Genomic DNA, 26,293 nt, shown 5'->3' on the forward strand with positions numbered 1-26,293 from the left:
CTAGCTTCGGAAGCCGGCGCGCGGCGCGCCGGCCGTCAGCGTAAGCATCGAGGCCGCAGCAAGCGCGGCGCTGTAGCCTTTATCTCCGCCCGAAGGGGCCGCGCGCTCCTGCGCCTGCGCGAGCGTTTCGGTCGTCAGCACCCCGAAGCCGATCGGCGTTCCGCTCTGCAGCGAGACGTTCATGATGCCGCGCGCGCACTCACCGGCAACGAACTCGAAGTGCGGCGTCTCGCCACGTACGACCGCACCCAGCGCAATCAGCGCGTCGAAACGCTCCGCTTCGATCAGGTTTTTGCATGCGAGCGGCAGCTCAAAACAGCCCGGCACGTCGTAGAGGCTGACGTCTTCGTCGCGGACGCCGCAGTCCCGCAAGGCGCGGCGCGCCCCGTCGACGAGCCCATCGGCGATCTCGACGTAAAAGCGTGCGGCGAGGATGCCGAAGCGCCGTCCCGCGCAGTCGGGCTTTGTGTTTTGCGATGGCGAGCCGGACTTCACGAGACCGCAACCTCATCGAACATGTGGCCGAGCTTCGCGCGCTTGGTATCGATGTAGTGCTTGTTGTGCGCGGTCGGAGTGGTCTGCAGCGGCGTGCGACCCACGATTTTAAGGCCATAGCCTTCGAGGCCAAAGATCTTCTTCGGGTTGTTCGTAACCAGACGCATCTCTCTCACGCCGAGATCGGCGAGGATCTGCGAGCCGATTCCGTAGTCGCGCTTATCGATCGGCAGACCGAGCGCGATGTTCGCCTCAACCGTGTCGGCGCCGCGGTCCTGGAGTTCATAGGCCCGCAGCTTGTTGGCAAGGCCGATGCCGCGTCCCTCTTGCCGCAAATACAGGAAGACGCCGCGCCCCTCGCGGGCGATCAGTTCCATCGCCGCGTCGCGCTGCGCCGCGCAGTCGCAGCGGATCGAGTGCAGGGCGTCGCCCGTCATACACTCGGAGTGGACGCGCACGAGAATCTCTCTACCGTCGTGGACGTCGCCCATCAGGAGCGCCACGTGGGTGTTTTCGTCGATCGTCGTGTTGTACGCGATGCCGCTGAACGTTCCGAAGACCGTCGGCAGTTCGAACTCCGCGATCTTCTGCACGAGCTTTTCGGTGCGCATGCGGTAGGCGATGAGATCTTTGACGGTGATCAGCTTGAGCGAATGCCGGTCGGCGTAGGAACGCAGCCCCTCCAGCCGTTCCATCGTCCCGTCGTCGGCCATGATCTCGCAGATGACGCCGGCCGGGTAAAGGCCGGCGAGCCGCGCCAAATCGACGGCGGCTTCGGTCTGTCCGGCCCGCACCAGGACGCCGCCGTCACGCGCGCGCAGCGGAAAGGTGTGCCCGGGCCGCAAGAAGTCGGCCGACTTTGCTTCAGGATCGAGCAGTCGTTTGATGGTCGCGGCACGATCGTGCGCGGAGATACCAGTCGTCGTCATGCCGCGCGCCTCGACCGAGACCGTGAAGGCGGTCTCGTGGACGGCGGTGTTCTCGCGAACCATCTGTGGAATGTGCAGCTCGTCGAGCCGCGCACCGGCCATCGGCACGCAGATCAGGCCCCCGGCGTGCTTGCGCATGAAGTTGATCGCCTCAGGCGTTACCATCTGGGCGGACATCACGAGATCGCCTTCGTTCTCGCGATCCTCGTCATCAAGCACGACGACCATCTTGCCGGATCGCACGTCGGCAATGGCCGCCTCGATCGAATCGAACGGGTTGGGCCGAGCCTCGAGCTCGCCGGCCAAGGCCGGCAGCACCGCGATCAGCCGCCGGAGCGTCCGATAGGTTGGTTCGCGCCGGCCGGCCCGCAGCAGCGAGATCGCCGACTCGGTGAGTCCGGCATTCTCCGCCAGCTCGGCCGCCGTGAGGTGCGCCTCGTCCATCGCCGAGTTCAGAACATCTGCAAAGCCGCTCATACACCTCAGAGTACGACTAACTTTACAGTTGTCAAGCCTTAATATTGACAAAGGTTATTGACCAAACGCATCAAAATTGCCACCAAGGAGGGTGTACACATGCGTAGACTCGCGTCGCGGCTACAGCTTTTGCTTGTGGTCGTTTCTCTGATCGCGACGTCCTGCACTGGCGGGGGAGCCGTCGCGCCGCCCGGTCCGGCGACGAACGACTCGGCCCCTCGGCCATCGCATGGTCAAACAGGGCCCCATCTCGAGAAGCCAGCCCTGATCACGATCGATCTGCTCACCGGGGATCTGTTGTACTGGCCCATTAAAGAGGGGCCATCCGGCACGCCGATCACGCTTACCGGCAACCTCGGGACCTACAACGCGAACGCTTTGGTTTCGAACGGCGACGTCGTCATCATCGCCAGTCAGACGCCCGCTGAGATCATCGAATACAACGTCAAGTCGAAAACCAAAACGACCGTGCCGGATCCCTTCGGCGCGCCGTCGCATGTGGCGGTCGACCGCGCGGGTACGATTTACGCGTTGAGCCGTCACCAGGTGGGCGTCTTCCCACAGGGCTCCTCTCAGCCGTACAAAGACGAGCAAGACGTCTTCGTCGCGGCGAGCAACGACATTTTTGAGCTCCCCGCCGGCTCGCGCGACGACTGCGTGAAGCCTCACGTTCGTCGTCCGAGTAACTTGGGCGGCATTGGAATCGACCCTAAAACCGACGAATTCATCGTCGTCGACAACCCGGGATACGGCTGCAGCTACGAAGGCCGGATAACGATCATCCGAAGCCCTATTCGGCCCGCACTTCCACCTCGCATGAGTTTTACGTGAGCTACTGCGCCGGAGGTTTTCGCTTAGACGCGCACTCGAAGCACATCTACATCTCCGATGAGACCGTCGACGAAAGCTACCCGCTAATCGATCGCTTTTCTTACCCGTCCCCAGTAGACGGCCAGTACTACGCCGACTACAACGCTTACACCGGCGGCTTCACGCTCGTTCCGAGCGCTCTGCCAAACTAGAGAGGAAAGGAACTATTATGTTTTCGCGACTCGTACTCGCGGCCGCGATGTTCGGCTTGTTCGCGGCGGCCGGATGCTCGGCGAACGGCAGCGGCACGAGCCTGCCGGCGCCATCTGTGCCCACCTCGTCGGCTTTCGCCGGCGGTGCGGCGTCAGCTCACCGAACCCTGACCGAGCCCGCGCTGATCGCGCTCGATGACAACACCGGGCGTTTGGAGTACTGGCCGCTGCGCGAGGGCGGCAGCCGCGACGCGCACTGGCTTTCGCGTCCTCTGGGAATCTCGGATTCCACCGCCATGGTTGCAAACGGAGACCAGCTCTACATCAGCAGCGAAATCCCGTCGGCCATTACAACCTATAACGTCGATACGAAAGCGAGCGGCACCCTCGCCGTTCCGTACGGAACGCCGCAAGACTTGGCGATCGACAAAGCGGGGACGCTGTACGCCCTCAGTCGGAGCGGGGTGGCGGTCTATCCGGCGGCCTCGGCGCAACCCTATCAGTTAACGTGCTCGGATATGGAGTATCCCTCGTCGATCGCGGTCGATAACGAGTCGGACGTTTTCGTTAACGGGACTTCCCAAAACAACGCGGGCGTCGTCGAAGAGTTCCCGGTCGGCTCGACGGGCTGCACCGAACTCCCGCTGCGGCCCGAAGTCGGCGCCCCCAGCGGCGTGGGAGTGGATCCCAACAACGATAACCTCGTCGTCCTCGATAACGTCTACTGCGCCGGCGGCCAGGAAGGGCGGATTACGGTCTACCGCCGTCCTTACGGCTCCAAGAACGAGCGCGTTCGCAATCTACACGCGAACTGTCCAGGGCAGTTCCGATTCGACTCGACTGCAAACGGGATACTCTTCGGCGACACGAATCCGGACCTCCGCGCGAGACGGCACCGGCGCGTCTGCCTTGCGTACAGCTGCATCGATCAACGGACCTTTCCCGACGCTGGGCACAATCGGATTTACACCGGCGGATTTCCGGGCGGGTTCACGACAATCCCAAACACGCTGCCAAATTAGCCTTCACTAATACTTGAAACGAGTGTTTCAAGTATGCTAGGATAACCGGTGTCGAGAACCCCGGACGACGCCCGGCGCGCCGAGCTGCTCGACCGTGCGGTGGATTACGTCTGCCGTCACGGGTTGGCCGACCTTTCGCTGCGTCCGCTGGCAAAGGCCGTCGGCTCGAGCCCTCGGGTCCTGCTCCACTATTTCGAATCGAAGGAGAATCTGGTTGTCGAGATCGTGCGGCAAGCCCGTGCCCGCCAACAAGCGATGATGGTCAACCTTAAACTCGCCGACGTGGCGCCGGGCGAAGTCGCACGCACGCTGTGGCGCGAGTGGAGCAAACCTCAGTGGGAGGCCGTTACGCGGCTTTCTTTTGAAGTGTACGCGTTGGCGCTGCAGGATCGCAAACGCTTTCCCGGTTATCTCGACAGCTCGGTCAATGGCTGGCTGCGCGCGCTCGAGAGCTGCGCGCAGGTTCCCGGCTGGGGGCCAAGGGAGGCGCAGACGCTAGCGACGATCTTGATCGCCGGCTTCCGCGGATTCTTGCTCGATCTGCTCGCCACGCACGATCGCGCGCGCATCGATCGCGCGGTCGATCGCTGGCTTGCGAGGATCTATGCAGCGTAGGAACGGGCCGCGCAGCGCTGCGACGATCTTTATCTTCGTCACCGTCCTGCTCGACATGCTGACGTTCGGCATGATCGGCCCGGTGCTTCCCAAGCTGATCGCCGGCTTCGTCGGCAACAACTACGGGCACGCCGCCGAGATCATCGGGCTCTTCGCGACCGTCTGGGCGCTGATGCAGTTCTTCTGCTCGCCGCTGCTGGGCATGCTCTCCGATCGCATCGGGCGCCACCCGGTTATCTTGATATCGAACGCGGTCGGCGTCGTCGATTATGCGATCATGGCGTTAGCGCCGAATCTCTGGTGGCTCTTCGCCGGCCGCGTGCTCTCCGGCATCGCGTCGTCGAATATGTCGACGGCAAGCGCGTACATCGCCGACGTCACGCCGCCGGAAAAGCGCGCCGCCGCCTTCGGCATGGTCGGCAGCGCCTTCGGTTTGGGATTCGTGCTCGGTCCGGCGATCGGCGGCCTTGTCGGAACGATCAACCCCCGCCTGACGTTCTGGGCGGCCGCGGCGTTTGCACTGATCAACACGCTCTACGGTCTCTTCGTGCTGCCGGAATCGCTGCCCGCGCAGCGGCGCACGCCGCGAATCGAATGGTCGCGCGCCAATCCGGTGGGAAGCCTGAAGCTGCTGCGCTCGCATCACGAGCTCTGGGGCCTCACGTGGGTGAACTTCATCACCTACACCGCGCACGAAATCTTTCCGACGGTCTGGGTGATCTACTGCATCGCCGCCTTCGGCTGGAGCACGGGAAGCGTCGGACTCACGCTGGCGCTGGTCGGCGTCGTCTCCGCGATCAACCAAGCAACGGCGGTCCGTCCCGTCGTCGCCAAACTCGGCGAACGCCGCGTGCTCCTCTTGAGCCTCGCGATCGCCGCAGCGGGCCTCGCCCTGATGGGGGTGAACAACGGCTACGCGTTCTTAGTCGCCGCGATTCTCATCTCGCTGCCGATGTACCAAGCCTCGTCGCAAGCGCTGATGACGCGCCGCGTAAAACCCGAAGAGCAGGGAGAGCTGCAGGGTGCGCTCGGCTCGGTGCGCGGCCTTTCGATGCTGATCGGCCCGTCGATCTTCACCCTGACCTTCGCCCAGTTTGCCGGGCCGTGGCGATCGTTCGGCCTCATCGGCGCGCCGTGGCTGCTCGCCGCAGCGATGTACACGCTCTCCTTGTTCGTCGCCTCGCGCGCTACTTCGCGGGCGGACGACGTCGTGCTGCCGGTCGAGCCGGTGCCCCCGCAATACGCCGAGAGCTTCGAAACATAGGTCCGCTAGAAGCCGGTCGCTCCTAGAAGTTGGGGTTGGTCAGTTCGTCGACGCCCGAGGAGTGGAGCAGATCCTTCGGGACGATCGGGCAGAACGCAACGGGCTTGGGATCTTCCATCGCTGCCGAATCCCGCTGCCAGCATTTTCCCGGCAGAATCGCGCAATAGCAGACGCGGAAATTCAGCCGCTCGTAGCCTCTGAGAAAGGGGCGCGCAAAATGCTTGCTTGTCAACGAAAATCCGAGGCCCTGCTCGCCGGGACGAACGACCGAGCCGGGTGCCGAGCTGTCGATCGTCAACCGAATACGCTCGCCGCGCGGCTTGCGTGCAACCAAATGGTCCCCCAGCAGCGCGTGCAGAATGCCGGTGAAGCTGCTCTGCGGCACACCGTCGACGAAGGCCGTCACGTTGCGTATGACCGCCGGCCCCAGGCCGTCATTTTTCACCGCGATCGTAACCGTATCGCCGTTGACGCTTCCCGTAATGCCGACATAGGGCCAGACTTGCGCGCCCAGCTGCTCTTCGAGCACGTGGGTCTGCGATTGCATCACGCGCGCTTGCCACCACGACGCCCCGGCGGCGAGCGTCGAGATCAGCAGCGCGCAAACCGCGATCGTGAGATCGAGGCGGACCCCACGCACGACCTTGCTAACGCGATCGTCATCGTTGCTCATCGCCGGCTCAATCGAAGCAGACGATCGGTTTGACGATGCGCGCCTGTGCAAGCTCGCGATACGCCTGCGGTACGTCGTCGAGTGCAACGAAGCTCGCGCCGACCTTCTCCGCGGTCACGACCCCGCGTTCGATCAGCGAGAGCGCGTCGCGCGTGTCGTTCGGTCCGCACGAGTAGCTCGCGACGAGTCGTAGATCTCCGAAGTAAAATCGTGTCGGATCGAGCGTCACCGCGACGTCGGGTGGAAACGGGGTAAACATCACGATCGTTCCTCCGCCGGCGGCCGCTTGCGAGGCGGCCTGCATGGCCGGCACGCTCCCAGGTCCGCAGATGACCGCGTCGGCTCCTTCGGGCAGTACCTGCTCGACCTCGTCGGGATGAAACGCGACGGCTCCGTTGGCTTTTGCTATGTCGCGCCGCTCCTCGACGAAGTCGCTGCCGTAGACCTGGGCGCCCAGCGCCGCGGCGGCGAGCACGTGCAGCTGGCCCATCACCCCGAGTCCGATCACGTAAAGGCGATCGCCGGGACGAACTCCGCTGCGGCGCAGCGACTTCACGACGCAGGCGAGCGGTTCGACCAGCGCCGCATCGCGAAACGGGACGCTTGCGGGCAGGGCGAGCGTGTCGCGCTGATTTTCGCGCGAGACGCGAAAGTACTGCGCGAGCCCGCCGGGCTCGATCTTCGTCGCCCGCCAGGTGGAACACTGAACGTGTTCCCCGCGCCGGCAGGCGCGGCATTCGAAGCACGGCGCGTGATGGTGCACGAAGACGCGGTCGCCGACCGCGAACGCCGATTCGCCGGCGACTTCTGCGACTACGCCCGCCGGTTCGTGGCCGAGCACGAGCGGCGCCTTGCGCCGGATGTACCAGGCCATCACGTCACCGCTGCAGATTCCGCTGGCGATCGTTCGCACGAGCAGCTCGCCGTCTTGCAGCTGGGGAACGTCGCGCTCTTCGATGCGAATGTCGTCGACGTCGTAGAGCACGGCGGCGCGCATCGTCGAGGGTGTCACGGTTCGATCACCAGCTTGACGGCGTCGCCGCTATCGAGCCGCTCGAAGGCTTGCGCGATTCGTTCGAGCGGATAGCTCCCCGAGATCAGCGCGCTCAGCGGGAGGGCGTGCGAGCAGATCAGCTCGTAGGCCGTACGAACGTCATCCGGCGTGAAGTGAAAGGGCGCGACGAGCTGCACCTCGTCGTAGTGCAGGCGCGCTGCGTCGAACGATACGTTCGTCCCCGAGGGGAGCCCCGCGAAGAACGAGACGCGGCCGCCGCGGCGCGCGAGCGCCGGCGCCCGTTCCCACATCTGCGCGCTTCCGGTGCACTCGACGACGGCGTCGGCCCCGCGACCGGCAGTCCGCTGCGCGATCACGTCTTCCATCACGATTGCGCGTGTATCGAAATTCTCCAAGCCGAGTTCGCTCGCGAGCGCGGCCCGCTGCGGATTACGCCCGAAGAGGAGCACCTCGACGCCCCGGCCGCGCAGCAGCAGCGCGTGGAGGATGCCGAAGCCCCCGGTCCCCACAACGGCGACGACCGAGCCCGCCTGCGCGCCGAGCAGTTCGACTGAATGAACCACGCACGAGAGGGGCTCGAGAAACGCGCCCTCGACCCAGCTGACGTCGTCGGGCTTCTGGAAGCAGTTGCGATCGACGACGCGCTGCGGCACGGCGATCGTATCCGAATACGCACCGAGGATCATCGCCGGCATGATCGATTCGCAGAGTTCCTCTTGCGCGTTGCGGCACCAAAAGCACGCGCCGCAGGGCGCGGTGTGGACGCACATCACGGGATCGCCCGGCTCGAAGGCCGTCACGCCCTCGCCGACCGCGGCAACCTCGCCGGAAAACTCGTGGCCAAAGCGGGTCGGCATCGGCATCTTCGGGTGGCCGCGCCGATAGGTTTTCAGATCGGTACCGTCGGTCAGCGCGGCGCGAACGCGCACCACGATGCCGCCCGGCTCGGCCCGCGGCGCGGCCTCTTCCCGCAGCTCGATCCGCTGCGGTTCGACCAGCATCGCAACGCGCGAACGGCCGTCGATCACGGCGCCGGTTCGGCCACGCAGCTCAGCAGCGCCGCGCGAACGGGCTCGGGCAGCGGACGGCTCTTGCGCGTCGCATCGTCGATCGTCGCGACGACGAAGGTCCACGCCGCGCCCGCCTCGCCGGTTCGTTCGTTAAAGAAGACGGTCTTCCAGCGTACGCTCGACGAACCGACGCGCTCGATATGCGTGCGCATGCGCAGCCAGTCGCTCATGCGCGCCGGCGCGTGATACTCGGCGTCGACCTTGACGCGCGGCAGCCAGAAGCCGTACTCGGTGAAGACGCTTTCATAGGGAAAGCCGAGCTCGGCGAACATCTGCATCTCCGCATACTCGGCAAAACGGGAATAGGCGGCAAAGTACATGATGCCGACGACGTCGACGTCGGCCCACTGTACCTGCAGCCGCGCCTCAAACGTGCGCGCACCGGCCGGGAGCATCTCTTTATAGCGTGCCATGATACCGTGCGATCGGATCGACCTCCAGGTTGACGCGGCTCCCGGGCGGCCGCGCGGCGAGCGTCGTGCGCGCCAGCGTCTCGGGGATCAGCGCGATCTCAAACCAGCCTTCGCCGGCGGCGGCGACGGTCAAGCTGACCCCGTCGACGGTGACGAACGCTTTCGGAACGATCGAGCGCGTCAAGGCTGCGGGCAGCTCGAGCCGCATTCGCTCGCCTTGGCCCTCGGCAACGCGCGAAAGCACTTCGGCCGCGGCATCGCCGTGACCGTAGACGAAATGGCCGCCGACGCGATCGCCGACGCGCAGCGCGTACTCGACGTTGACCACGTCTGCGGTCCGCAAGTCCCCCGTGGTGCTGCAGGCTATCGTCTCGGGAATCACGTCGAACGCAACAGCCGCTGCGGCCACCGCGGTTGCGGTCAGGCAGATTCCGTTGATCGCGATCGAATCGCCGGGGGCCGGGTGCTCCGCCTCGACGCCCTCGCAGTTCACCACGAGCCGCGCCCCGCCGTCGCTGCGAAACTTGTTCGAGACGACCGTGCCGCGATAGCGAATCAGCCCGCTAAACATTGGCAAAGACTCCGCTGACGAGCAGATCGTCGCCGATTCGCTCGGTGCGATCGAAGCGCAAGCGCCTCCCCTGGAGTTCCGCGCCGGCCAGCACCGGGACGCTGGTTTCACCGTGCAACAACAGCGGCGCGATCAGCCAATAGAAACGATCGGCTTGGCGCGCGGCGATCAGCCGCCCTGCCAGCGTCGGGCCTCCCTCGCACACGACGCTGAAGATGCCTTTTGCGCGCAGCGCCTCGAGCGCTTGCGCAAGGTCGAGGCGGCGGCTATCCGGCGCTCCAACCGCGACGACCTCGGCGACTTCGCGCAGCTCGCTCAACGTCTCGATTACGCCCCCGGGGGCGAGCACGATTGTGCGCGCATAACCCGCCTCTCCCGCGAAGACTCGACTACGCGAGGTGAGGCCTTCGCGCTCGCAGACGACCACGCGAACGTACGGACGCAGACGATCGCGCGGCGGACGCACGGTCAGCTGCGGATCGTCGACCGCAACGGTGCCGGCGCCGACCATCACCGCGTCGTACGCGATGCGCAGGCTGCGGACGAACGCGCGGCTCTGCTCGCCGCTCAACCATTCCGCAACGCCCGGACGGGGAGCGATCGCACCGTCGAGCGACATCGCCATCTTCACCGCGAGATAGGGCCGCGCGAGGCTCGCCGCCCGCTCGAAGACTTCGATCAAGGCGCGTGCGGCATCGTCGTTTGCAACCACGACGTCGACGCCTTGACGGCGCAGATCGCCCGCGCCGCCGTGCTGCGCGGGGTCGAGCGCGCCGGCGACGACACGCGCGATACCGGCCTCGACCAGCGCGCCGGCACACGGCGGCGTTGCGCCCACGTGACCGCAAGGCTCGAGCGAGACGTAGAGCGTCGCACCGCGCGCCGCGTGACCCGCTTGTTCGAGCGCTAGCGTCTCTGCGTGCGCCTCTCCCGCCCGATGATGGTAGCCTTCGCCGACGATGCGGTTCTCGCGCACGATGACCGCGCCGACCGGCGGATTGGGCGAGGTGCTGCCGATGCCGCGGGCCGCCAGCTCGTAGGCGCGCTGCAGGTAGACTTCGTCGAGCGGTGTCAGCTTGCCATCGGAGTACTCCACGGGTCAGGGCTGTTCGCCACGGCAACGACTATCGCATGGTTCACCATCCCGCCGGCCTCTCGGACGGCACCGGCGCAGTCGCGCAGCGTCGATCCGGTCGTGCAAACGTCGTCGAAGAGTGTCACGCAGCGGCCTGCCACCTCGGAGGCGTCGCCGCCGAAACGTCCGCGCGCCGCCAAGCGCGAGGCGCGGGAGCGGCCGCGCTGGGCGTCGCCCGAGCGCTGACTCAATGCGAGCACGACGCGCGCTCCGGCGACGCTAGCGGCGATGCGCGCTACCAGCGCCACGCCATCCATGCCGCGCAACCGCCGACGCTTTAGGGTCGTTGGCACCGGAAGCAGTACCGCGTCGCGCGCGACCAGCGGCGCGGCGAGGCGGCCAAGCGCCTCGGCGACGTCGCGGCGGCCGTCTTTGAGCGCTAGGATCGCATCGCGCAGCCTTCCCTCATAGGAAGCGACCCGCTGACACGCAGCGACCGAAACCGTGCCTCGATTCCCGGGCCATTCGGCGCGCACGCACTGCAGAGGCCCGAGCCGAACGCGTTGCAGCCCGCGCATTGCGCCGGAAACACAAAGTCGAGCAGCGGCCGAAGATCCACGCGACTCCATCACACACTCCACGCAAAAATCTAGGGTTTGAAGAAGCCCCACTAGTATTGGGCTCGGACACATTCGTCGAGCCACATCCATGTGGCTCTCCTATCGTCTGCCTCGCGCCTTCCGCATCCGGCTTCGGCACTCGGTCAGACGGTCCTCACCCAACAGTAGTGGGGCTTCTCCAAACCCTAGACGTTTGCAACTCCGTCGGTGGCGACCAGCGTGTCGTCGAGGGTGAGACCTCCCGCGACATCGTAGCTGCAGTCGACGAGGCTTCTTCAAACCCTAGATGTTTGCACCCCGTCGGTAGCGACGAGCGTGTCGTCGAGCGTGACGCCGCCCGCGACGTCGTAGTCGCGGCCGACGACGGTGTCGCGCAGCGTTGCGCCGGGACCGATCGTTGAATCCTGCCAGACGATGCTGCGCTCGAGCAGCGCGCCCGAGCGAACGCAGACGCCGTCGTCGAGGACGCTCGGGCCGACGATCGCGGCTCCGTCCTCGATGCGTACCGCGGCACCAATACGAACCGGCCCTTCGATGCGCACGTCGCTGCCCAGCTTTGCCGACGCGTCGATGCCGTCGGCTCGCGTCTGGGGGATGCGAACGACGCCGCGAATCACGTCGTAGCTCGCCCGCCGGTACTCCGACGGCGTGCCGATGTCCGACCAGTAAGCGCCCTGGGCGTCGAAGCCATAGAACGCTTCGCCCGCGCTCTGCAGCGCGGGGAAGACCTGCTTGCCGAAGTCGTAAAACTCGTCTGCCGGAATCCGGTTGAAGATCTCCGGCGAGAAAAAGTAGACGCCGGTGTTTGCGAGCTTACTGCGCTCCGTGCCTTTTGCGGGTTTCTCCTGAAAGCCGACGATCTTTCCTCGATCGCCCAGCACGACCACACCGTACTGATCGACCTCCTCGCACTCAACCAAACCGATCGTCGCAATTGCCTCGCGGTCGCGATGAAAGGCGAGCACCTTGTCGAGCGGTATGTCGGTGACTTCGTCGCAGCCGATTACGAGAAACGGCCCGTCGTCGAAGAACGACTCGACCTTCTTCAGCCCGCCCGCGCTCCCGAGCAACTCCGGTTCGTACGAGTACTGCAAACGCACGCCGTACTCCGATCCGTCGCCGAGCGTTTGGGCGATCGCATCGGCGAGATAGTGAGTGTTGATCACGATCTCGTCGAAGCCGAACGCCTTCAAGTAGCGCATCAGGTGGATCGCGTTGGGAACTCCCGCGACCGGCACGAGCGGCTTGGGGACAGATTTAGTCAGCGGGTAGAGCCTCGTCGAGAGGCCGCCCGCCAAGATCATCGCTTTCACGGTCGGAGTTGATCCAGTGCGACGAGCGCGGCGAAGTGCGGAAGGGCGAGTTGGCGGCGCCAGCGCCGCGGTTCTTTAACGAGCCGGTAGAGCCATTCCAAGCGCAGGCGCTGCACGATCTGCGGCGCACGAGCGACGCGGCCGGAGATCACGTCGAACGAGCCTCCGACGCCGATGCCGACGCCGCATCCCGTCTCGCGCAGGTGATCGGCCAGCCAAAACTCCTGGCGCGGCGAGCCCATGCCGACGAAGAGCAGCCGTGCGCCGCTCGCGGCGATCTCCTTGACGACCTGCGGCGTCTGTTCGCGGGTGAAGTAGCCGTCGCGCGTTCCGGCGATCTGCAAGCCCGGGAAGCGCACTTCTAAGATCGCGGCCGCGTCGGCGGCGACACCTTGGGCACCGCCCAGAAAATAGACCGGAATCTCGGCGACGGCGGCGCCCGCGCAGAGGTGTTCCAAGAGCTCGACGCCCGCGACGCGATCGCGCAGCGGCGCGCCTCGCCAGCGCGCCACCGTGAGCACGCCGGCCGTATCGCAGAGCGAGAGGGCGCTCTCGTTGACGATGCTGCGGAACTTCGCATCCTTTTGCGCGTACACGACCATCTCGGTGCCGAGCGTTACGACCTGCGCACCGCTGCCGCCTCGCGCCAAGTCGAGAATATTCTCCGTCGCCTCGTCTGCATCGATCGGATCGAGACGGCAGCCGAGGATTTGAAGCGAGCTCACCGGGACTCGACGGGGTGCGACACGTAGGCGGCCAGCAGCGGGCGCAGCCGATCGGCAACGGCCGGCGGGATCTCGTCGAGCGGCAGCCGGCACGAGCCGACGCGAAAGCCAAGCTGCGCCATCGCCCACTTCACCGCGATCGGGCTGGTCGTTGCGAAGAGCGCGTCGATGAGCGGCAGCAGCGAAGCGTGAATCTGCGCGGCGTCGTCTGGGCGGCCGTTGCGATAAGCGTCGACCATTGCGTAGTACTCGCGCGAACAGAGGTGCGAGGCGACGCCGACGACGCCGTCGGCCCCTAGTGCCAAGCACGGCAGAAAGAGGTGGTCGTCGCCTGCCCAAACGATGAAACGCTCCCCGCGATCGCGCAGGATCATTCCGATCTGCTTGAGATCGCCGCTCGACTCTTTGACGCCGGCGACGTTGGGATTTCGCCGGGCGATCTCGAGCAGCGTCTCGGGAAGCATGTTCGCTCCGGTGCGTCCGGGAATGTTGTAGATGACGACCGGCAGCGGCGTCGTCTGCGCGATCGCCGAAAAATGCGCGATCATGCCGCTCTGCGTCGGCTTGTTGTAGTAGGGCACGACCGCGAGAATTGCGTCGGCGCCGGCGGCTGCCGCATCGCGGGCCGCGGTGACGGATTCGCGCGTCGAGTTCGTGCCGGCGTTGGCGACGATATACGCAGAATTGCCGACGGTCTCTTTGACGGCGCGATAGAGCTCGACGCGCTCGCCCGGCTCGAGCGTCTGGCCTTCACCGGTAGATCCGGCCAGGATCAGGCCGTCGTTGCCGCGCTCGACGAGCCAGCGCGCCAAGCGCTGCGCCTCGCGCAGATCGAGTTCACCGTGCTCGTCGAACGGGGTCACCATCGCGGTGAGAATCACTCCGAGTTGCGAGTTCATTCGTCGGGATCTCCTCGTTCCAGACAAAACTGATCGTGAACGGCATTCTCGGCCCGCTCGGCCTGCGCGGCCGGCACGAGCACTGAGATCGTCACGTTGCTGTCGGTGCAGTGAATGATCTCGACATCCGCATTCGAGAGGGCCGCCACGACGTTGTGTACGACGCCCGGAGCGTAGCGCATTCCCATGCCGACGACGGAGAGCTTCGAGCATCCCTCGCGCACCCGCACCGCAAGGTTGAGATCGCTGAGCAACCGGCGGATGTCGCTGCCGCGGTCCCCCTCCACGACGAACGCAACGCCCGCTTGATTGATCGTAACTTGATCGATCGAGATCTCGGCCTCGGCGACGCGGCGAAACATCTCGAGCTCGGTCTGCATCCGGCGCTCGGGCGATTCGATATCGCCGCGAATGATGCGCACCCACGTTACCCGCCCCGACGAGGTGACGCCGGTGACCGGGCGGTGGTGATCGACGTCTTCGTCGACGATCGTCCCGCGATCGGTCGTGAGGCCCTTGACCGCGTAACGGGTCCCGGTACGGTTGGCGTACTCGGCGGCCTTGGAGTGCATCACCTTTGCGCCCTGATCGGCGAGTTCGCTCATCTCAGTGAGCGAGGCGCGGTCGATGGTGCGTGCGGTGGGGATGCGCCGCGGATCACCGGTCATCGCGCCGCTGACGTCGGTGTAGATATCGACGCGCTGCGCGTCGAGCGCGTGACCGATAGCGATCGCCGAGAGATCGGTGCCGCCGCGCCCGAGCGTCGTGATCGCCCCGTCTTCGGCGACGCCCTGAAAGCCGGCGATGACCGGAACGACCTGCTTCTCGAGCAGTTCGCGAATCGCGTTCGGCTCGACCCGCACAATTGTGGCGTCGCCGTGACGATCGTTGGTGATGATGCCGGCCTGCGCGCCGGAGAGCGCGACGGCCGCGATGCCTTCGGCGCTCAGCTCGCCCGCGAAGACGGCCGCCGAGATCAGCTCGCCCGCGGCGAGCAGCAGGTCCGCGTTCGCATTCCCAGCCTGGCCGCCGAGCATCGAGAGCAGCGTATCGGTCGCGTACGGTTCGGGGGAACGGCCCATCGCCGAAACGACCGCGACGGTTGCAAATCCGGAGTCGCACGCATCGCGCACGCGCCGGAACGCTAGGAGTCGTTGCTCGCGCGTCGCGACCGAGGTGCCGCCGAACTTCAGGACGGCGATGCGGGCGGTCGCGTTCATGCGGCGAGAAATCCCTTTTGCAGCAGCAGCTCGAGAATTTGCACGGCGTTGGTCGCCGCGCCTTTGCGCAGTTGATCGCCAACGCACCACAGCGCAAACTCCGTGCCGCTGTCACCCTGAGCTTGTCGAAGGGCGCGCAGACGCGCGACGTGCACCTCGTCGGTTCCTTCGACGTCGCGCGGCGTCACGATGCCCTGCGAATGAAAGACGATCCCGGGCGCGCTTTCGAAGGCCGTCGCCAGCTCTGCACAGGTCGTGGCGCGCTGCGTCTGCACGAAGACCGCTTCACTGTGCGCGGTGCGCACCGGAACGCGAACGGATGTTACGCTTATCTCGAGATCGGGAAGCCCGAGCATCTTCTTGCTTTCCTCGCGCACCTTGCGCTCTTCGCCGCTCCAGCCCTCATCGTCGAAGTCTCCCACGTGCGGCACGACGTTGCGCGCGAGGCGGCGGGGAAAGACGATCGGCTCCGGTTCGGCTTCGCCGCTGACGACGGCGCGTTCGCCGGCCTCGAGCTCGTCGAGCCCGGCCCGGCCTGCGCCGCTGGCGGCCTGGTACGTCGCCACGTGGACGGTCTTCAAACCGGCCGCATCGCGAATCGGGCGCAACGCCGTGCAGAGCAGGATCGCCGTGCAGTTGGCGACCGGAAAGAGCCGGTGCTCCGGACGCATTTCGTCGGCGTTGACCTCCGGAACGATCAGCGGCACGCCGTGGCGCATCCTAAACGTCGCGCTGTTGTCGATAACGACGGAACCGCGTTCGATCAGCGCCGGAGCATACTTTTCGCTCGCATCCTCGCCGCCGGCGAAGAACACGACGTCGTAGCCGCGCAGTGCGTCGTCCGAGGCCGCGCGTACGTCGAGCCGGTCGCCGCGAAACCGCACCGCGGCGCGGCGTTCGCGCGAGGCGAAGGGCGCCAGCTGTGCGACCGGTACGTCGCGCTCTTCGAGCACCGCGAGAATCATCTCGCCGACGGCGCCGGTGGCGCCCACGACCGCGATCTTCACGCGGGAGTTCCAAACGAGAGCGGCGCATCGTCGAGTATCGCGTCGAGTCCGACGGAAAGCCCGCGGCGGCTCCCGACCGCGTGCACGGCGGCCAGCATGCCGGCAACGAACGAGTCGCGGCTGAGCGAATCGTGACGAATCGTCAGCACCTCGCCGGTTCCTCCGAGCATCACTTCTTGGTGGGCGACCATCCCCGGCAGACGAACGCTGTGAATTCCGGGTAGCCGGCCGCCCGCGCGCTCCATGCGCTCGGCGGTTTCCCGTGCGGTGCCCGAAGGTTTGTCTTTCTTGCCGGCATGGTGGAGCTCGACGATCTCAGCGTCGGGAAAAAAGCGGGCGGCCTGCTCGGCAAAGCGCATCATCAGCGTCGCGCCGAGCGAAAAGTTGGGGACGAGCAGAACGCCGACGCCGCGCTCTTGGGCGGTCGCCGCGAGGACGGCGCGCTGTTCGGCGCTCCATCCGCTGGTACCGATGACGGTCGGAAGTCCGCGCGCCACGGCCGCGAGTGAGATGTCGTAGCTGCCGGGCTGCGTCGTGAGATCGAGCAGCACGTCGGGTTTGCGGGCGATAACCGCGTCGACGGAATCGACGACGTCCGTGATGCTATCCGAGCGGCGTGCCAAACCACAGCAAAACTCGCCGCTGCGCTCGAGCGCTTCTCGCGCGATCGTCCCCATGCGTCCGTGGATTCCAGCGACCGCGATCCTCAAACCTTGAGGCACCATGCGGCCTCCTTTGTCATCCTGAGCTTGTCGAAGGACTAGATTTTTTCGAGGGGCGCGTACTTCAGCATCAGCATCTTCTGCCCGACGTTGGGGAAGTCGATCGTGACCAAGCCGTCCCCGCCCGCACCGACGATGCTCTCGATCCGGCCTTCGCCCCACTTCGGATGGCGCACACGGTCGCCGGCCTTGAGGCCGAGATGCATGCCCGCACCCGCGGATTCGTGGATGGCGACTTCGCGCCACCGGCCGCCGGCCGGGCGCGCCAGTGGAACGCTGTCGCTTTCGAGAATCAGCAGTGACGGCAGCTCCTCGATAAAACGCGATTTCGGATAGGCGTAGGTGTTGCCGAAGAGCGCGCGACGCGCGGCGTAGGTAAGGAAGAGACGATCGATCGCCCGCGTGATGCCGACGTAGGCAAGACGACGCTCTTCTTCGAGTTCGACCTGTTCGGTGAGCGCCCGGCTGTGCGGGAAGACCCCCTCTTCGAGGCCGGTGAGGAAGACGCTGGGAAACTCGAGTCCCTTCGCGCTGTGCAGCGTCATCAGCGTGACGTAGGACGCTTCGTCGTCGAGCGCATCGAGGTCGCTGACGAGCGCAATGTTGGCGAGGAAGCCGGCCAGGGACGGTTCCTCGTCGTTCGTTTCGTACTCGCGCGCGACGCCGATCAGTTCCTGAAGGTTCTCCAGGCGCGCCCGAGCGTCGTGCGTATCCTCGCTCTGCAGCTCGCGAAGGTAGCCGGACTCTTCCATGACTGCGACGAGCAGATCGGCGACGTTAAACTCTTGTGCGCGCCGGCGCAGGTCGCTGATCAGATCCGCAAAGCGCTCCAGCTCCTTGAGTTTCTTGGGGACCGCCGTGCGCAGCAGCTCGCCGTTGAAGATCGCCTCGCCCACCGAGAGGCGTGCCGAGCCGGCCGACTGCACGAGCGCCGAGAGCGTCTGCTGGCCGATGCCGCGCCGCGGCACGTTGACGATCCGCTTGAACGCAAGCGCGTCCGACGAGTTGACGATGTAACGAAGGTACGCAACGATATCTTTGATCTCGGTACGCGCGTAGAAACCGACCCCGCCGACGACCCGATAGGGAATTCCCTCGGCCAGCAACGCTTCTTCAAAGACGCGCGACTGGGCGTTGGTTCGGTAGAGAACGACGAAATCGCGATAGGCCGAGCCTTCGCGCACGAGATTCTTGATTTTCTCGACGACGTAGCGGGCTTCGTCGCGCTCGGTCGCCGCCGGATAGACCGAGATCGCCTCGCCTTCGTCGCGCGAGGTGAAGAGCTTCTTGGCGGCCCGCGAACGATTGTTGGCGACGAGCGCGTTGGCCGCTTCGAGGATCCGCCCCGAACTGCGATAGTTCTCCTCGAGCTTGAAGACGTTGGAGCCCGGGAAGTCTTCTTCGAAGCGCAGGATCATGCGGTAGTCGCTGCCGCGCCACGAGTAAATCGATTGGTCGTCGTCGCCGACGACGGTGATGTTTCCAGAGCGCGCGGCCAGCAGGGCGACGAGCCGGTACTGCGCGGCATTGACGTCTTGGTATTCGTCGACCAAAACGTACTCGAACTTGCGCTGGTACTTCTCGCGAACGTCCTTGTCGCGCTCGAGCAGATCGATCGCGCGGACGATGAGGTCGTCGAAGTCCAGCGAGTTCGACTCGTTGAGGCGGCGCTGGTACTCGGTGTAGACGTTGGCGATGCGCTCGCCGAGGAACGAGGTCTGGCGCCCGACGTATTCGTCGGGCCAGATCAGCGCGTTCTTCGCTTTGTCGATCTCCGCAAGACAGGCGCCGGGCGAAAGCTGGCGCTCGTCGTAATCGAGATCGTCGAGAATCTCGCGTACGAGCTGACGCTGATCGGCGTCGTCGATGACGGCAAACGTCGGCGCGATGCCGATGCGCGAACCGTCGCGGCGCAAGATGCGCACGCACATCGAGTGAAAAGTACCGACCCATACGTCGCGGGCATCGGTGCCGATCATGTTCTGCAGGCGGGTTTTCATCTCACCCGCGGCTTTGTTCGTAAAGGTTACCGCCAGAACGCGATCCGGCGCGATGCGCAGTTCTTTAAGCAGGTAGGCGATGCGATGGGTAAGTACGCGGGTTTTTCCGCTGCCCGCACCAGCAAAAATCAAGACGGGGCCATCGGTCTGCCGAACGGCGGCAGATTGCACGTCGTTGAGGACTTCGGTTTCGAGGAGCATTTATAGCGATTCGACGCACGTGTCGTTAACGCCTGTTTATGGAAAAAACTGCGGCGTTTTCGGCACCGTCAGCGCACGGCACGCAATACGCGAGCGCGCCGGGCGGCAATCGCGAAGGCCGCCGCGAGCAATGCTAGCGTCGATTCCGCGCCCATGTTGTGGTTGACGGAGTCTTCGTCCAGGCCGTCGTAGCAGCCGCCGCCCTGCGCCATCACGACGCCGCGCGAATTCTTTCCATAATACCATTCCAGCGCGAGTTCGGCGGCGGCAAAGCGACTAACGTCGCTGGTCAGGTCGAAAGCGGCTAGCTGCGCGTCGACCATCGAGGCGGCTTCCAACGGCTGCTGCGCATAGACGGCCCGCCGCCCGCCGCGGGGGTACCAGCCCTCGTTGCCGATTGGCACGTGCACGCCGTTTTCCGTCGTGACGCTCTCGTAGAAGGCCAACGTCGTCAAGCCCACCTCCTGGAAGGCCTTCTCGCCGAGCATCTGCCCCGCGCGAATCATCGCTTCGGGCAGACGCGCGTTATCGTAGGTCATGACGTCTTCGTACCACGGCCACTCGCCGGACGCCGTCGATTCGTAAGCGGCGTGCAGGTCGCCCGCGATCGCGGCGAGCGCACTCGCGTAGCGCTCCTCTTTGACGGCGGCGTAGGCGTGCGCGAGCCCGAGCGCCGCGTAGGCGCGGGAGCGAAGATAATCGAGCGCTCCAAGCGCCGGCAGCGCGCGGTCGAGCAGCGTCGCGCAGACGCGCCGCCACGGCTGCGCGGGCGCATTGGCCACGCCGTAGCCGAGCGCCCAGATCGCCCGGCCGATGCTATCGTGCGTGCCGCACTCGTCGCTCCAGCGGCGGTCGTACTCCATGAAGTTGTGGAAGCGTCCGTCGGCGAGCTGCGCGTGCTGCAGAAAGGCGAGATAGGTCGAAGCGAATCGCTGGCTCTGGCGGTCGTTGGGCGAGAGCCGCAGATGCGCGAGTGCAACGATGAACGCGCGCGCGACGTCGTCGGTACAGTAGCCGGTCTTGCGGTTGGGCGACGTGTGCAGTGCGTGTTGAATTACGCCGGCGTCGTCGGTGAGGACGGCGAGGTGGTCCATCGGCGGGAGCGCTCGGCTCCGCCCCTTACGCAGTGTTCACGAGCTCCATCGGTCCGCGCGGGCAGAGCTCGGCAAAGAGCGCTCCGTACTGCGCGGCGACGTGCGGCCACGTCATCTGCCGTCCGAAGCGATAGGCGCGGCGTTCGGTCGCGCGCCGCAGCGCGGGATCGTCGAGCAGCATGTTCAGCCGGCTCGCAATCGAGGCGGCGTCGCGAAAATCGCAGAGAAAACCGCGATTATGGGCCAGGAGCTCTTGCGCGTAGAGATACGGCGTCGAGACGATCGCCTTGCCGCAGCCGACGGCGTAGGCCAGCGTTCCGCTGACGATCTGCGCGGGGTTCAGGTAGGGCGTGAGATAGATGTCGGTCGCCGCGAGATAGCTGACGACCTCGTCGAAATCCAAGTATTTGTCGATCAGCTGCACGTTATAGTTCAGGCCGAAGTCGCGCACCATCGAGATCAGCGATTCGCGGTACGACTCGCCTTCCTGACGGCGTACGACGGGATGCGTTTCACCGAGGATCAGATAGAGCGTCTCGGGATGACGCTTGACGACGTCGCGCATCGCCTCGATCGCATACTCGAGGCCCTTTCCGCGGCTGATCAAACCGAAGGTCGAGATGACGGTGCGCTGGCCGATGCCGAAGGAGGCCTTGGCGGCGTCGGTATCCTGAAACGGCACGTCGGGCACGCCGTGATGGATGACGGCCAGCCGCTCGGGATCGACGCCGTAAATATTCTCTAACAGCCCGCGTCCGGTCTCCGAGAGCGCGACGACCTTCGACGCCTGCTCGCAGAGCGCTCGCGTCACGCGCAGATAGTCTTCGTCGGGCTCCGGCAGAACGGTATGCATCGTCAAAACGACCGGCTTCTGCAGGACGCGAATAAAATCGACGAGCCACTCGCCGCGTTCGCCCCCGAACAGCCCGTACTCGTGCTGAATGTTGACCAGCTCGATCGGATAGACGGAGACGAGTTCGGCGGCTCGGGCGTAGCTCTCGCGGTTCTGTTCCTTGATGCGCGCCACAACCTCGGGCCCGTAGCGGCGCACCTCGGCATCCGGTTCATCGATCGCGATGACCGGGCTCGAAAAGCTGAAGGCACGGTCGTAGGCATCGACCACATCCTTCGTAAAGGTCGCAATTCCGCACTCCCGGGGCGGATACGAGCCCAAGAATAAAACCTGGGGTGGAAGCATGCGTGGGTGCGTCTCCTCCTCCTTTCTGGATCCCCATTTACCCCGCCCCGGATGCAGGGTAAACCGAACGAGCGCTGGGCGCCCTGCTGCTGCGCGCTTGACTAGGTCGGCGAGCCGACCCTTGCGCCGGCCTCCACTATCGTACCCGGTTCGAGGCTCACGTCGTGGCCGATGACGCTGCCCCGGCCGATCTGGGTTTTCGGGCCGACCGTGACGTTGCTCGCGAGAATCGCTTCCTCTATAACGGCCCCGGCGCCGACGCTGACGCACTCCCACAAGACGGACTCGCGAACGACCGCGCTCGCCCCGATGCTGCAGCCCCGGCCAAGGACGACGTTTGGGCCCACGGTGGCGCTGGCGTCCACCACGACGTCGGCGTCGGCGTGGACGGGTGGAACGACTCCCGGGTGGCCGCGGAGCACGTCGCCGCCGTTGCCGCTGATTCCCGGTTCGACGAGCAGCGGCATCGCGCCGCTGAGCACGTCGCGGTGGGCAGCCAGATACTGCTCCGGCCGCCCGAGATCGATCCAATAATCGGTCGTCGTGTACGCGTAGAGCTTCTTTCCGTCCGCGATCGCTTTGGGGAAGGTCTCGCGTTCGATCGAAACGTTGCGCCCGGGAGGAATCAGCGAGAGAATCTCACGCTCGAGCAGATAGGTTCCGGCGTTGATTTCGTCGGTCTGCGCTTCTTCTTTCGGCGGTTTTTCGATGAAGGCGGTGATCCGGCCGTCGGGTTCGTGCGCGACGCAGCCGAATGCCGACGGATCCTCGACACGAATCAAATGCAGACAGCCAACGCCGCCCTTCTCTTCGTGGTAGCGGCGCATCGTGGTCAAATCGAGGCTCGTAAAAATGTCGCCGTTGAGCACGAAAAACGGTCCGGTGATGTGCTGCTCGACGTTTATGAGCGCGCCGGCCGTGCCGAGCGGGGTCTCCTCGATCGCGTAGGTCACTTTCATGCCGAGGCGCGATCCGTCGCCAAAGTAATCGATGATCGCCTGCGGCATATAGCCGGCAGCGAGGATCACGTCCAGTATCTCGGCCGCGAACAAACGCTCGAGGGTGCGGGCCAGAAAGGGCACGTTCATGATGGGCACCATCGGCTTGGGGGTGCCGTAGGTCAAGGGGCGAAGCCGCGTCCCCTCGCCGCCAACCAAAACGATTGCCTGCATTGGGTCGGTTATTCTGCTTCCCTCAAGCGGGTACTTGCAAGGGAATATCGCGGTAATGCCACCCGGTTGGCACCGTGGCTTGCGAGGATCGCCGTATGGGACGCAGACTTCACGATTGGGGCGCGGTGCAGGCATATCACGACCTCGGGCACGGCTTCGTCGAATGCGCTCGCCATTTCGGTTTTTCGCACACCGCTTGGACTAAGGCGATCAAACGCGGCGCACTTCGTGCGGCGCCGTCACGATTTCGCGATCGGCGGCGACGTTACGATTGGGCGGAAGTGCAGGCGTACTATGATGTGGCGAACAGCTATCGAAAAACAGCAGCGCATTTCGGTTTTTGCTCGGTGGCGTGGTACAAGGCAATTCAAAGAGGGGAAATCCAGCCGCGGCCGCCCGAAACGGGTATGCCAATCGGCGAGCTTCTCTCAAGCCCGAAGAGGAATCGTAGCCACCTTAAAGGACGCCTGCTTCGCGCAAAGCTGCTGGAGAACCGCTGCCAGGGATGTGGGCTCGAGACTTGGCTCGGCCGGCCTTTAAACATGCACCTCGACCACACCAACGGCATTAAAACCGACAACCGCCTTGAGAACCTAAGGATGCTGTGCCCGAACTGTCACAGCCAGACGCCTACGTATAGCGGACGGAACGCCAAGCTGCGCCGCTTGCAAGACCTCAGGGCGGTCATGTAGTATAGAGCGTCGCTATCGTTCCGGGGTCGTCTAACGGCAAGACGCGGGCCTCTGAAGTCCGTTATCGGAGTTCAAATCTCTGCCCCGGAGCGCGGCCCTATCGTCTAGAGGCCTAGGACGCCGCCCTCTCACGGCGGTAACGCGGGTTCGAATCCCGCTGGGGCTAAACTTTCCGGCCTGTATTTACGGGCCTTTTTCATTGCGAGCGGCTGCACGTGGCACCGTTGTGGCACCGCCGTTGCGGTACTCGTCGCCGCCTTCTCGCCAATCACGCTCGCAACGGCGTCGCCGAGTATCGCTTCAATCCGGTCGGCATGCGTACGCTGCATCGCTTCGACCGCGTGAATGTAGATGTTCGCAGTGACCGATATCGTTGAATGGCCTAGCGCTGTGGAAATAGTCTTGAGGTCCGTTCCAGCGGACAGCGCCAAGGTTGCGTGCGAATGCCGGAGGTCGTGAAGCCGAACTTTCGGCAGCTTCGAAAGCCGCACAAGATTCGCGAATGCCCAGGAAAATGAATCCGGCTTCCATAGCGAGCCGTCCGCGCGATCGAACACGTAGGCGTTCTCGTGGCGCCGCCGCGCTTCAAGCTCGCTCTCACAAGAGAGTTTCAGTCGATCGAGCTGCTCGCGCTTTTGGCGCCGGAGCGCCTCTACTACGAACGAGGCGAGCGAGAGCGTCCTGGCGCTGCGTGCGGTCTTTGGCGGCTTCTCGCGGCGGGCTCCATCGACCATTTCAAGGCTACGGCGAACCCTCAAACGACCCGCTTCAAGGTCGAGATCGCCCCAACGCAAACCGAGTAACTCGCCCCGGCGCACGCCCGTGCCGACAAGGACCGTAATCGCAGCCTGCAGCGGTGTGCCTTCCGCGGCCTTCAGCAGCGCGGCGACGCTGGCGGCATCAAGCGTACGCATCTCCTTCTGTTCCACTTTAGGCGGCTCGACGGCGGCCGTCGGATCGCGAAGGATCAGCTCCATGCGCGCGCCCCAGCGACAAATAGTACGCATCGTGTCTCGCAGGTGCTTCACGCTGCGCGGCGACAACGGCTTGTGGGTGCGCTCAATGCTCGCAGTCGAACTCCAGCCCGCGAGTGCGGCCTCGATATGCGCTGGTCTGAGCTTGTCGAGCCTCAAGTTGCCGAACGCCGGTAGGAGATACTCCTTGACAATCTGGCGATACCGATGCCATGTGTGATGCCCAACGCGTGTCTTGGTCGCGTTGAGCCAGCCGCCCTCGCGGTGCTTCTCATGAAAGTCGAGTTCGCATTGGGCGTCGCAAGCGGAGTTTGACTTGACCGAGCCGAGTGCAAGCTCGATGAAGGTCAGCCGCGCTACGTCGATCCCACCGCTTTCTGCCAGCCGCAGCACCTCGCGCAGGCGCACCTCGGCCTCGCGCTTCGTCCCACGGTACGTCTCGCGGCGTTGACGACGCCTTCCGTTGGCGTCGCGGGGAATCTCGACTCGCAGATACCAGGTGCCTGCCACGCGCCCGCGTGCGATGTAGCCCTTCATTTTGTCCCCTTTATCTCGGGCTACCCTTCAGGTTCCCGAATAGCCGTTAGTTTCAAAGTGATCGTTTCATGACGCTTAGGAGGCCAGCCTGAGCCTTATCGAACGCGCTGCTACTCGTTAAGGTGAGCGAAAGGGTCATCAGCCCGTACTCCCATTCGTTTCGTAGCTTTGGGTTCAGTTCCGGGATCGAATGCAGTGTGTTTACTGCCCAATCGAGGAGCAGGCGCCACGCAAAGGAGACTTCATCAAGGAAGGCAAGACGCACGTTACGGTTACCACGCGCGGCCTCGCGTTGATCCAAGAAGTCAAGCTCGCCTGAATAAAGCGATGTCTCAGTGATTCTGTTTCGTTGATCCCAGACAGCGCGAGACACATGGCCTGCCGATGCGGCGGCGCAATCGAGCAAAGCTCGGCATTGCTTTAGGCGAGCCGAAGCGGCTTCTCTAACTCTTGCCACCGTTTTAGGGTCGGCGTGTAGCAACGTTTTCCCGTACTCCGAGTCCTTCTGCATACGGACCACATCGTGGGCGAAGATCGGCAGGACCGAGTACAATGAAAGCGCTATGTGCCCGAGTTTTGCATGCTCGTATTTCCCTAACGCTACAAGCGCGCGCGAGAGGTCGCTCGCAAAGCCGAGTCGGTACGTGCAATAAAAGCCCGACATACCCGCCACGCCAAGCTCTCGTAAGGCCTCGCCGAGCCCAAATGCCGAGTCCGCCCGCAGCGTGGCTTGGCCCAGGCGCCATTTTCTGACTCGCGATCGCTGAGCGGCCCACGCCACCGGCGCCTGCCCAGCTAGGCTAGCTCTACGCTCCGCTGGCAGCATGGCCACCGCGATTTTTGAGTCGCTAAGGTCGTGGCGGCTACGATAGCCGCTTAGCCAGCGCCTCAGCTCGGCCCGCCGCAAGTAATCACGCTCGGTGACCTTCCTCATGGTTGGGTCATTTATATAATCATACACCCCAAAAGCTCGAACGTTCCCTTGTATTACCGTATTATACCGATTGGGTCACTATAAGGCAACCGGAAGACAGAAGGGATTAACAAATGCTACTGACGCCAAGCCAGGCCCGCGAGCGCCTCAACCTAGGCAGAAATACTGTTTACGAGCTACTCCGCGAGGGTCGCCTGCGCAGCATCCGCGTGGGCCGTCTAATTCGCATCCCCGAGGCAGAAATTGAACGCTTCGTTGGGGAGGCGCAGGCTGTTGCCGCTAGAGGCGGCACGGCATGAGAAACGGCGCCCCCTGGAACGGGGCGCCGCCTGGAACGGATACAG

27 protein-coding genes and 2 tRNA genes are annotated in these 26,293 nt (G+C 64.7%); 9 read left to right on the top strand and 20 right to left on the bottom strand.

Translation table 11 applies throughout. The features are described 5' to 3' along the window. Positions 1 to 495: a 6,7-dimethyl-8-ribityllumazine synthase gene (gene ribH, locus VGG51_00910; protein ID HEY1881583.1), complete on the bottom strand. Its 495-nt coding sequence runs from the start codon at positions 493 to 495 to the stop codon at positions 1 to 3. Then, positions 492 to 1,901: a bifunctional 3,4-dihydroxy-2-butanone-4-phosphate synthase/GTP cyclohydrolase II gene (locus VGG51_00915; GenBank protein ID HEY1881584.1), complete on the bottom strand. Its 1,410-nt coding sequence runs from the start codon at positions 1,899 to 1,901 to the stop codon at positions 492 to 494. The genes ribH and VGG51_00915 overlap by 4 nt, the downstream gene beginning before the upstream one ends. Before the next feature lie 99 nt (positions 1,902 to 2,000). Here VGG51_00915 and VGG51_00920 point away from each other — a divergent pair, with 99 nt between their 5' ends. From VGG51_00920 to VGG51_00940, 5 genes are read left to right on the top strand one after another with little or no spacing between them, the layout of a single operon-like run. Beyond that, positions 2,001 to 2,732, top strand: a complete 732-nt coding sequence (locus VGG51_00920; GenBank protein HEY1881585.1) for a hypothetical protein — start codon at positions 2,001 to 2,003, stop codon at positions 2,730 to 2,732. Continuing rightward, positions 2,729 to 2,923, top strand: a complete 195-nt coding sequence (locus tag VGG51_00925; protein ID HEY1881586.1) for a hypothetical protein — start codon at positions 2,729 to 2,731, stop codon at positions 2,921 to 2,923. The genes VGG51_00920 and VGG51_00925 overlap by 4 nt, the downstream gene beginning before the upstream one ends. A 17-nt stretch (positions 2,924 to 2,940) precedes the next feature. After that, positions 2,941 to 3,945, top strand: coding sequence for a hypothetical protein (locus VGG51_00930; GenBank protein ID HEY1881587.1), 1,005 nt, complete (start codon positions 2,941 to 2,943; stop codon positions 3,943 to 3,945). 48 nt (positions 3,946 to 3,993) lie between these two features. Further along, on the top strand, positions 3,994 to 4,560 hold the full coding sequence (locus tag VGG51_00935; protein ID HEY1881588.1) for a TetR/AcrR family transcriptional regulator: 567 nt from the start codon (positions 3,994 to 3,996) through the stop codon (positions 4,558 to 4,560). After that, positions 4,550 to 5,824, top strand: coding sequence for a TCR/Tet family MFS transporter (locus tag VGG51_00940; GenBank protein ID HEY1881589.1), 1,275 nt, complete (start codon positions 4,550 to 4,552; stop codon positions 5,822 to 5,824). The genes VGG51_00935 and VGG51_00940 overlap by 11 nt, the downstream gene beginning before the upstream one ends. Before the next feature lie 22 nt (positions 5,825 to 5,846). On the opposite strand, the gene VGG51_00945 is transcribed toward VGG51_00940, so the two are convergent. From VGG51_00945 to VGG51_01025, 17 genes are all read right to left on the bottom strand, one after another. Then, positions 5,847 to 6,497, bottom strand: coding sequence for a hypothetical protein (locus VGG51_00945; protein HEY1881590.1), 651 nt, complete (start codon positions 6,495 to 6,497; stop codon positions 5,847 to 5,849). Positions 6,498 to 6,504: 7 nt separating this feature from the next. After that, entirely contained in the window at positions 6,505 to 7,509 is a 1,005-nt protein-coding gene (locus VGG51_00950) for an alcohol dehydrogenase catalytic domain-containing protein (GenBank protein ID HEY1881591.1), read from the bottom strand. Next, on the bottom strand, positions 7,506 to 8,540 hold the full coding sequence (locus VGG51_00955) for an alcohol dehydrogenase catalytic domain-containing protein (GenBank protein HEY1881592.1): 1,035 nt from the start codon (positions 8,538 to 8,540) through the stop codon (positions 7,506 to 7,508). Before VGG51_00955 ends, VGG51_00950 begins: the two co-directional genes overlap by 4 nt. Beyond that, positions 8,537 to 8,995, bottom strand: a complete 459-nt coding sequence (locus VGG51_00960; GenBank protein ID HEY1881593.1) for a thioesterase family protein — start codon at positions 8,993 to 8,995, stop codon at positions 8,537 to 8,539. The genes VGG51_00955 and VGG51_00960 overlap by 4 nt, the downstream gene beginning before the upstream one ends. After that, positions 8,982 to 9,566 (bottom strand): riboflavin synthase, encoded by a 585-nt coding sequence (locus VGG51_00965; GenBank protein ID HEY1881594.1) that lies wholly within the window; start codon positions 9,564 to 9,566, stop codon positions 8,982 to 8,984. The genes VGG51_00960 and VGG51_00965 overlap by 14 nt, the downstream gene beginning before the upstream one ends. After that, the gene (gene ribD, locus VGG51_00970) at positions 9,559 to 10,662 is read right to left on the bottom strand and encodes a bifunctional diaminohydroxyphosphoribosylaminopyrimidine deaminase/5-amino-6-(5-phosphoribosylamino)uracil reductase RibD (protein HEY1881595.1); all 1,104 of its coding nucleotides are present in this window, start codon (positions 10,660 to 10,662) and stop codon (positions 9,559 to 9,561) included. Before ribD ends, VGG51_00965 begins: the two co-directional genes overlap by 8 nt. Continuing rightward, the gene (locus VGG51_00975; GenBank protein ID HEY1881596.1) at positions 10,638 to 11,219 is read right to left on the bottom strand and encodes a hypothetical protein; all 582 of its coding nucleotides are present in this window, start codon (positions 11,217 to 11,219) and stop codon (positions 10,638 to 10,640) included. The genes ribD and VGG51_00975 overlap by 25 nt, the downstream gene beginning before the upstream one ends. A gap of 317 nt (positions 11,220 to 11,536) precedes the next feature. After that, the gene (locus VGG51_00980) at positions 11,537 to 12,565 is read right to left on the bottom strand and encodes an NDP-sugar synthase (protein HEY1881597.1); all 1,029 of its coding nucleotides are present in this window, start codon (positions 12,563 to 12,565) and stop codon (positions 11,537 to 11,539) included. A 5-nt stretch (positions 12,566 to 12,570) separates the two neighbouring features. Continuing rightward, a complete protein-coding gene (locus VGG51_00985) occupies positions 12,571 to 13,299 on the bottom strand; it encodes a WecB/TagA/CpsF family glycosyltransferase (protein ID HEY1881598.1) in 729 nt (242 codons plus the stop codon). After that, positions 13,296 to 14,198 (bottom strand): 4-hydroxy-tetrahydrodipicolinate synthase, encoded by a 903-nt coding sequence (dapA, locus tag VGG51_00990; GenBank protein ID HEY1881599.1) that lies wholly within the window; start codon positions 14,196 to 14,198, stop codon positions 13,296 to 13,298. The genes VGG51_00985 and dapA overlap by 4 nt, the downstream gene beginning before the upstream one ends. Continuing rightward, positions 14,195 to 15,418: an aspartate kinase gene (locus VGG51_00995; protein HEY1881600.1), complete on the bottom strand. Its 1,224-nt coding sequence runs from the start codon at positions 15,416 to 15,418 to the stop codon at positions 14,195 to 14,197. Before VGG51_00995 ends, dapA begins: the two co-directional genes overlap by 4 nt. Next, complete coding sequence (locus VGG51_01000) at positions 15,415 to 16,425, bottom strand: aspartate-semialdehyde dehydrogenase (protein ID HEY1881601.1); 1,011 nt, start codon at positions 16,423 to 16,425, stop codon at positions 15,415 to 15,417. Before VGG51_01000 ends, VGG51_00995 begins: the two co-directional genes overlap by 4 nt. Further along, on the bottom strand, positions 16,422 to 17,150 hold the full coding sequence (dapB, locus tag VGG51_01005; GenBank protein HEY1881602.1) for a 4-hydroxy-tetrahydrodipicolinate reductase: 729 nt from the start codon (positions 17,148 to 17,150) through the stop codon (positions 16,422 to 16,424). Before dapB ends, VGG51_01000 begins: the two co-directional genes overlap by 4 nt. A gap of 35 nt (positions 17,151 to 17,185) precedes the next feature. Beyond that, positions 17,186 to 19,348, bottom strand: a complete 2,163-nt coding sequence (locus VGG51_01010; protein HEY1881603.1) for a DUF3553 domain-containing protein — start codon at positions 19,346 to 19,348, stop codon at positions 17,186 to 17,188. A 68-nt stretch (positions 19,349 to 19,416) separates the two neighbouring features. Continuing rightward, positions 19,417 to 20,442 (bottom strand): hypothetical protein, encoded by a 1,026-nt coding sequence (locus tag VGG51_01015; protein HEY1881604.1) that lies wholly within the window; start codon positions 20,440 to 20,442, stop codon positions 19,417 to 19,419. 25 nt (positions 20,443 to 20,467) lie between these two features. Continuing rightward, on the bottom strand, positions 20,468 to 21,640 hold the full coding sequence (locus tag VGG51_01020; GenBank protein ID HEY1881605.1) for a glycosyltransferase family 4 protein: 1,173 nt from the start codon (positions 21,638 to 21,640) through the stop codon (positions 20,468 to 20,470). A gap of 101 nt (positions 21,641 to 21,741) precedes the next feature. Further along, the gene (locus VGG51_01025; GenBank protein ID HEY1881606.1) at positions 21,742 to 22,812 is read right to left on the bottom strand and encodes an NDP-sugar synthase; all 1,071 of its coding nucleotides are present in this window, start codon (positions 22,810 to 22,812) and stop codon (positions 21,742 to 21,744) included. Between the two features lie 95 nt (positions 22,813 to 22,907). Here VGG51_01025 and VGG51_01030 point away from each other — a divergent pair, with 95 nt between their 5' ends. From VGG51_01030 to VGG51_01045, 4 genes are all read left to right on the top strand, one after another. After that, positions 22,908 to 23,504 carry an HNH endonuclease signature motif containing protein gene (locus VGG51_01030; GenBank protein ID HEY1881607.1) on the top strand — a complete coding sequence of 199 codons (597 nt, stop codon included), beginning with the start codon at positions 22,908 to 22,910 and terminating at the stop codon, positions 23,502 to 23,504. Positions 23,505 to 23,523: 19 nt separating this feature from the next. Then, positions 23,524 to 23,594 (top strand) — tRNA-Gln (locus tag VGG51_01035). Positions 23,595 to 23,597: 3 nt separating this feature from the next. Next, positions 23,598 to 23,670, top strand: a tRNA-Glu gene (locus tag VGG51_01040). A gap of 403 nt (positions 23,671 to 24,073) precedes the next feature. Continuing rightward, the gene (locus tag VGG51_01045; GenBank protein ID HEY1881608.1) at positions 24,074 to 24,307 is read left to right on the top strand and encodes a hypothetical protein; all 234 of its coding nucleotides are present in this window, start codon (positions 24,074 to 24,076) and stop codon (positions 24,305 to 24,307) included. A 760-nt stretch (positions 24,308 to 25,067) separates the two neighbouring features. On the opposite strand, the gene VGG51_01050 is transcribed toward VGG51_01045, so the two are convergent. Then, positions 25,068 to 25,847, bottom strand: coding sequence for a hypothetical protein (locus VGG51_01050; protein HEY1881609.1), 780 nt, complete (start codon positions 25,845 to 25,847; stop codon positions 25,068 to 25,070). Between the last annotated feature and the right edge of the window lie 446 nt (positions 25,848 to 26,293).

It is taken from the genome of Candidatus Cybelea sp., from assembly GCA_036489315.1.
Lineage (GTDB): Bacteria > Vulcanimicrobiota > Vulcanimicrobiia > Vulcanimicrobiales > Vulcanimicrobiaceae > Cybelea.

Excerpts from the sequence above, each read along its gene's own strand:
- VGG51_00915 (HEY1881584.1), bottom strand. The coding sequence starts at position 1,901 with ATGAGCGGCTTTGCAGATGTTCTGAACTCGGCGATGGACGAGGCGCAC.
- VGG51_00920 (HEY1881585.1), top strand. The coding sequence starts at position 2,001 with ATGCGTAGACTCGCGTCGCGGCTACAGCTTTTGCTTGTGGTCGTTTCT.
- VGG51_00930 (HEY1881587.1), top strand. The coding sequence starts at position 2,941 with ATGTTTTCGCGACTCGTACTCGCGGCCGCGATGTTCGGCTTGTTCGCG.
- VGG51_00940 (HEY1881589.1), top strand. The coding sequence starts at position 4,550 with ATGCAGCGTAGGAACGGGCCGCGCAGCGCTGCGACGATCTTTATCTTC.
- VGG51_00945 (HEY1881590.1), bottom strand. The coding sequence starts at position 6,497 with ATGAGCAACGATGACGATCGCGTTAGCAAGGTCGTGCGTGGGGTCCGC.
- VGG51_00960 (HEY1881593.1), bottom strand. The coding sequence starts at position 8,995 with ATGGCACGCTATAAAGAGATGCTCCCGGCCGGTGCGCGCACGTTTGAG.
- VGG51_00965 (HEY1881594.1), bottom strand. The coding sequence starts at position 9,566 with ATGTTTAGCGGGCTGATTCGCTATCGCGGCACGGTCGTCTCGAACAAG.
- VGG51_00975 (HEY1881596.1), bottom strand. The coding sequence starts at position 11,219 with ATGCGCGGGCTGCAACGCGTTCGGCTCGGGCCTCTGCAGTGCGTGCGC.
- VGG51_00980 (HEY1881597.1), bottom strand. The coding sequence starts at position 12,565 with ATGATCTTGGCGGGCGGCCTCTCGACGAGGCTCTACCCGCTGACTAAA.
- dapA (HEY1881599.1), bottom strand. The coding sequence starts at position 14,198 with ATGAACTCGCAACTCGGAGTGATTCTCACCGCGATGGTGACCCCGTTC.
- VGG51_00995 (HEY1881600.1), bottom strand. The coding sequence starts at position 15,418 with ATGAACGCGACCGCCCGCATCGCCGTCCTGAAGTTCGGCGGCACCTCG.
- dapB (HEY1881602.1), bottom strand. The coding sequence starts at position 17,150 with ATGGTGCCTCAAGGTTTGAGGATCGCGGTCGCTGGAATCCACGGACGC.
- VGG51_01010 (HEY1881603.1), bottom strand. The coding sequence starts at position 19,348 with ATGCTCCTCGAAACCGAAGTCCTCAACGACGTGCAATCTGCCGCCGTT.
- VGG51_01015 (HEY1881604.1), bottom strand. The coding sequence starts at position 20,442 with ATGGACCACCTCGCCGTCCTCACCGACGACGCCGGCGTAATTCAACAC.
- VGG51_01020 (HEY1881605.1), bottom strand. The coding sequence starts at position 21,640 with ATGCTTCCACCCCAGGTTTTATTCTTGGGCTCGTATCCGCCCCGGGAG.
- VGG51_01025 (HEY1881606.1), bottom strand. The coding sequence starts at position 22,812 with ATGCAGGCAATCGTTTTGGTTGGCGGCGAGGGGACGCGGCTTCGCCCC.
- VGG51_01030 (HEY1881607.1), top strand. The coding sequence starts at position 22,908 with ATGGGACGCAGACTTCACGATTGGGGCGCGGTGCAGGCATATCACGAC.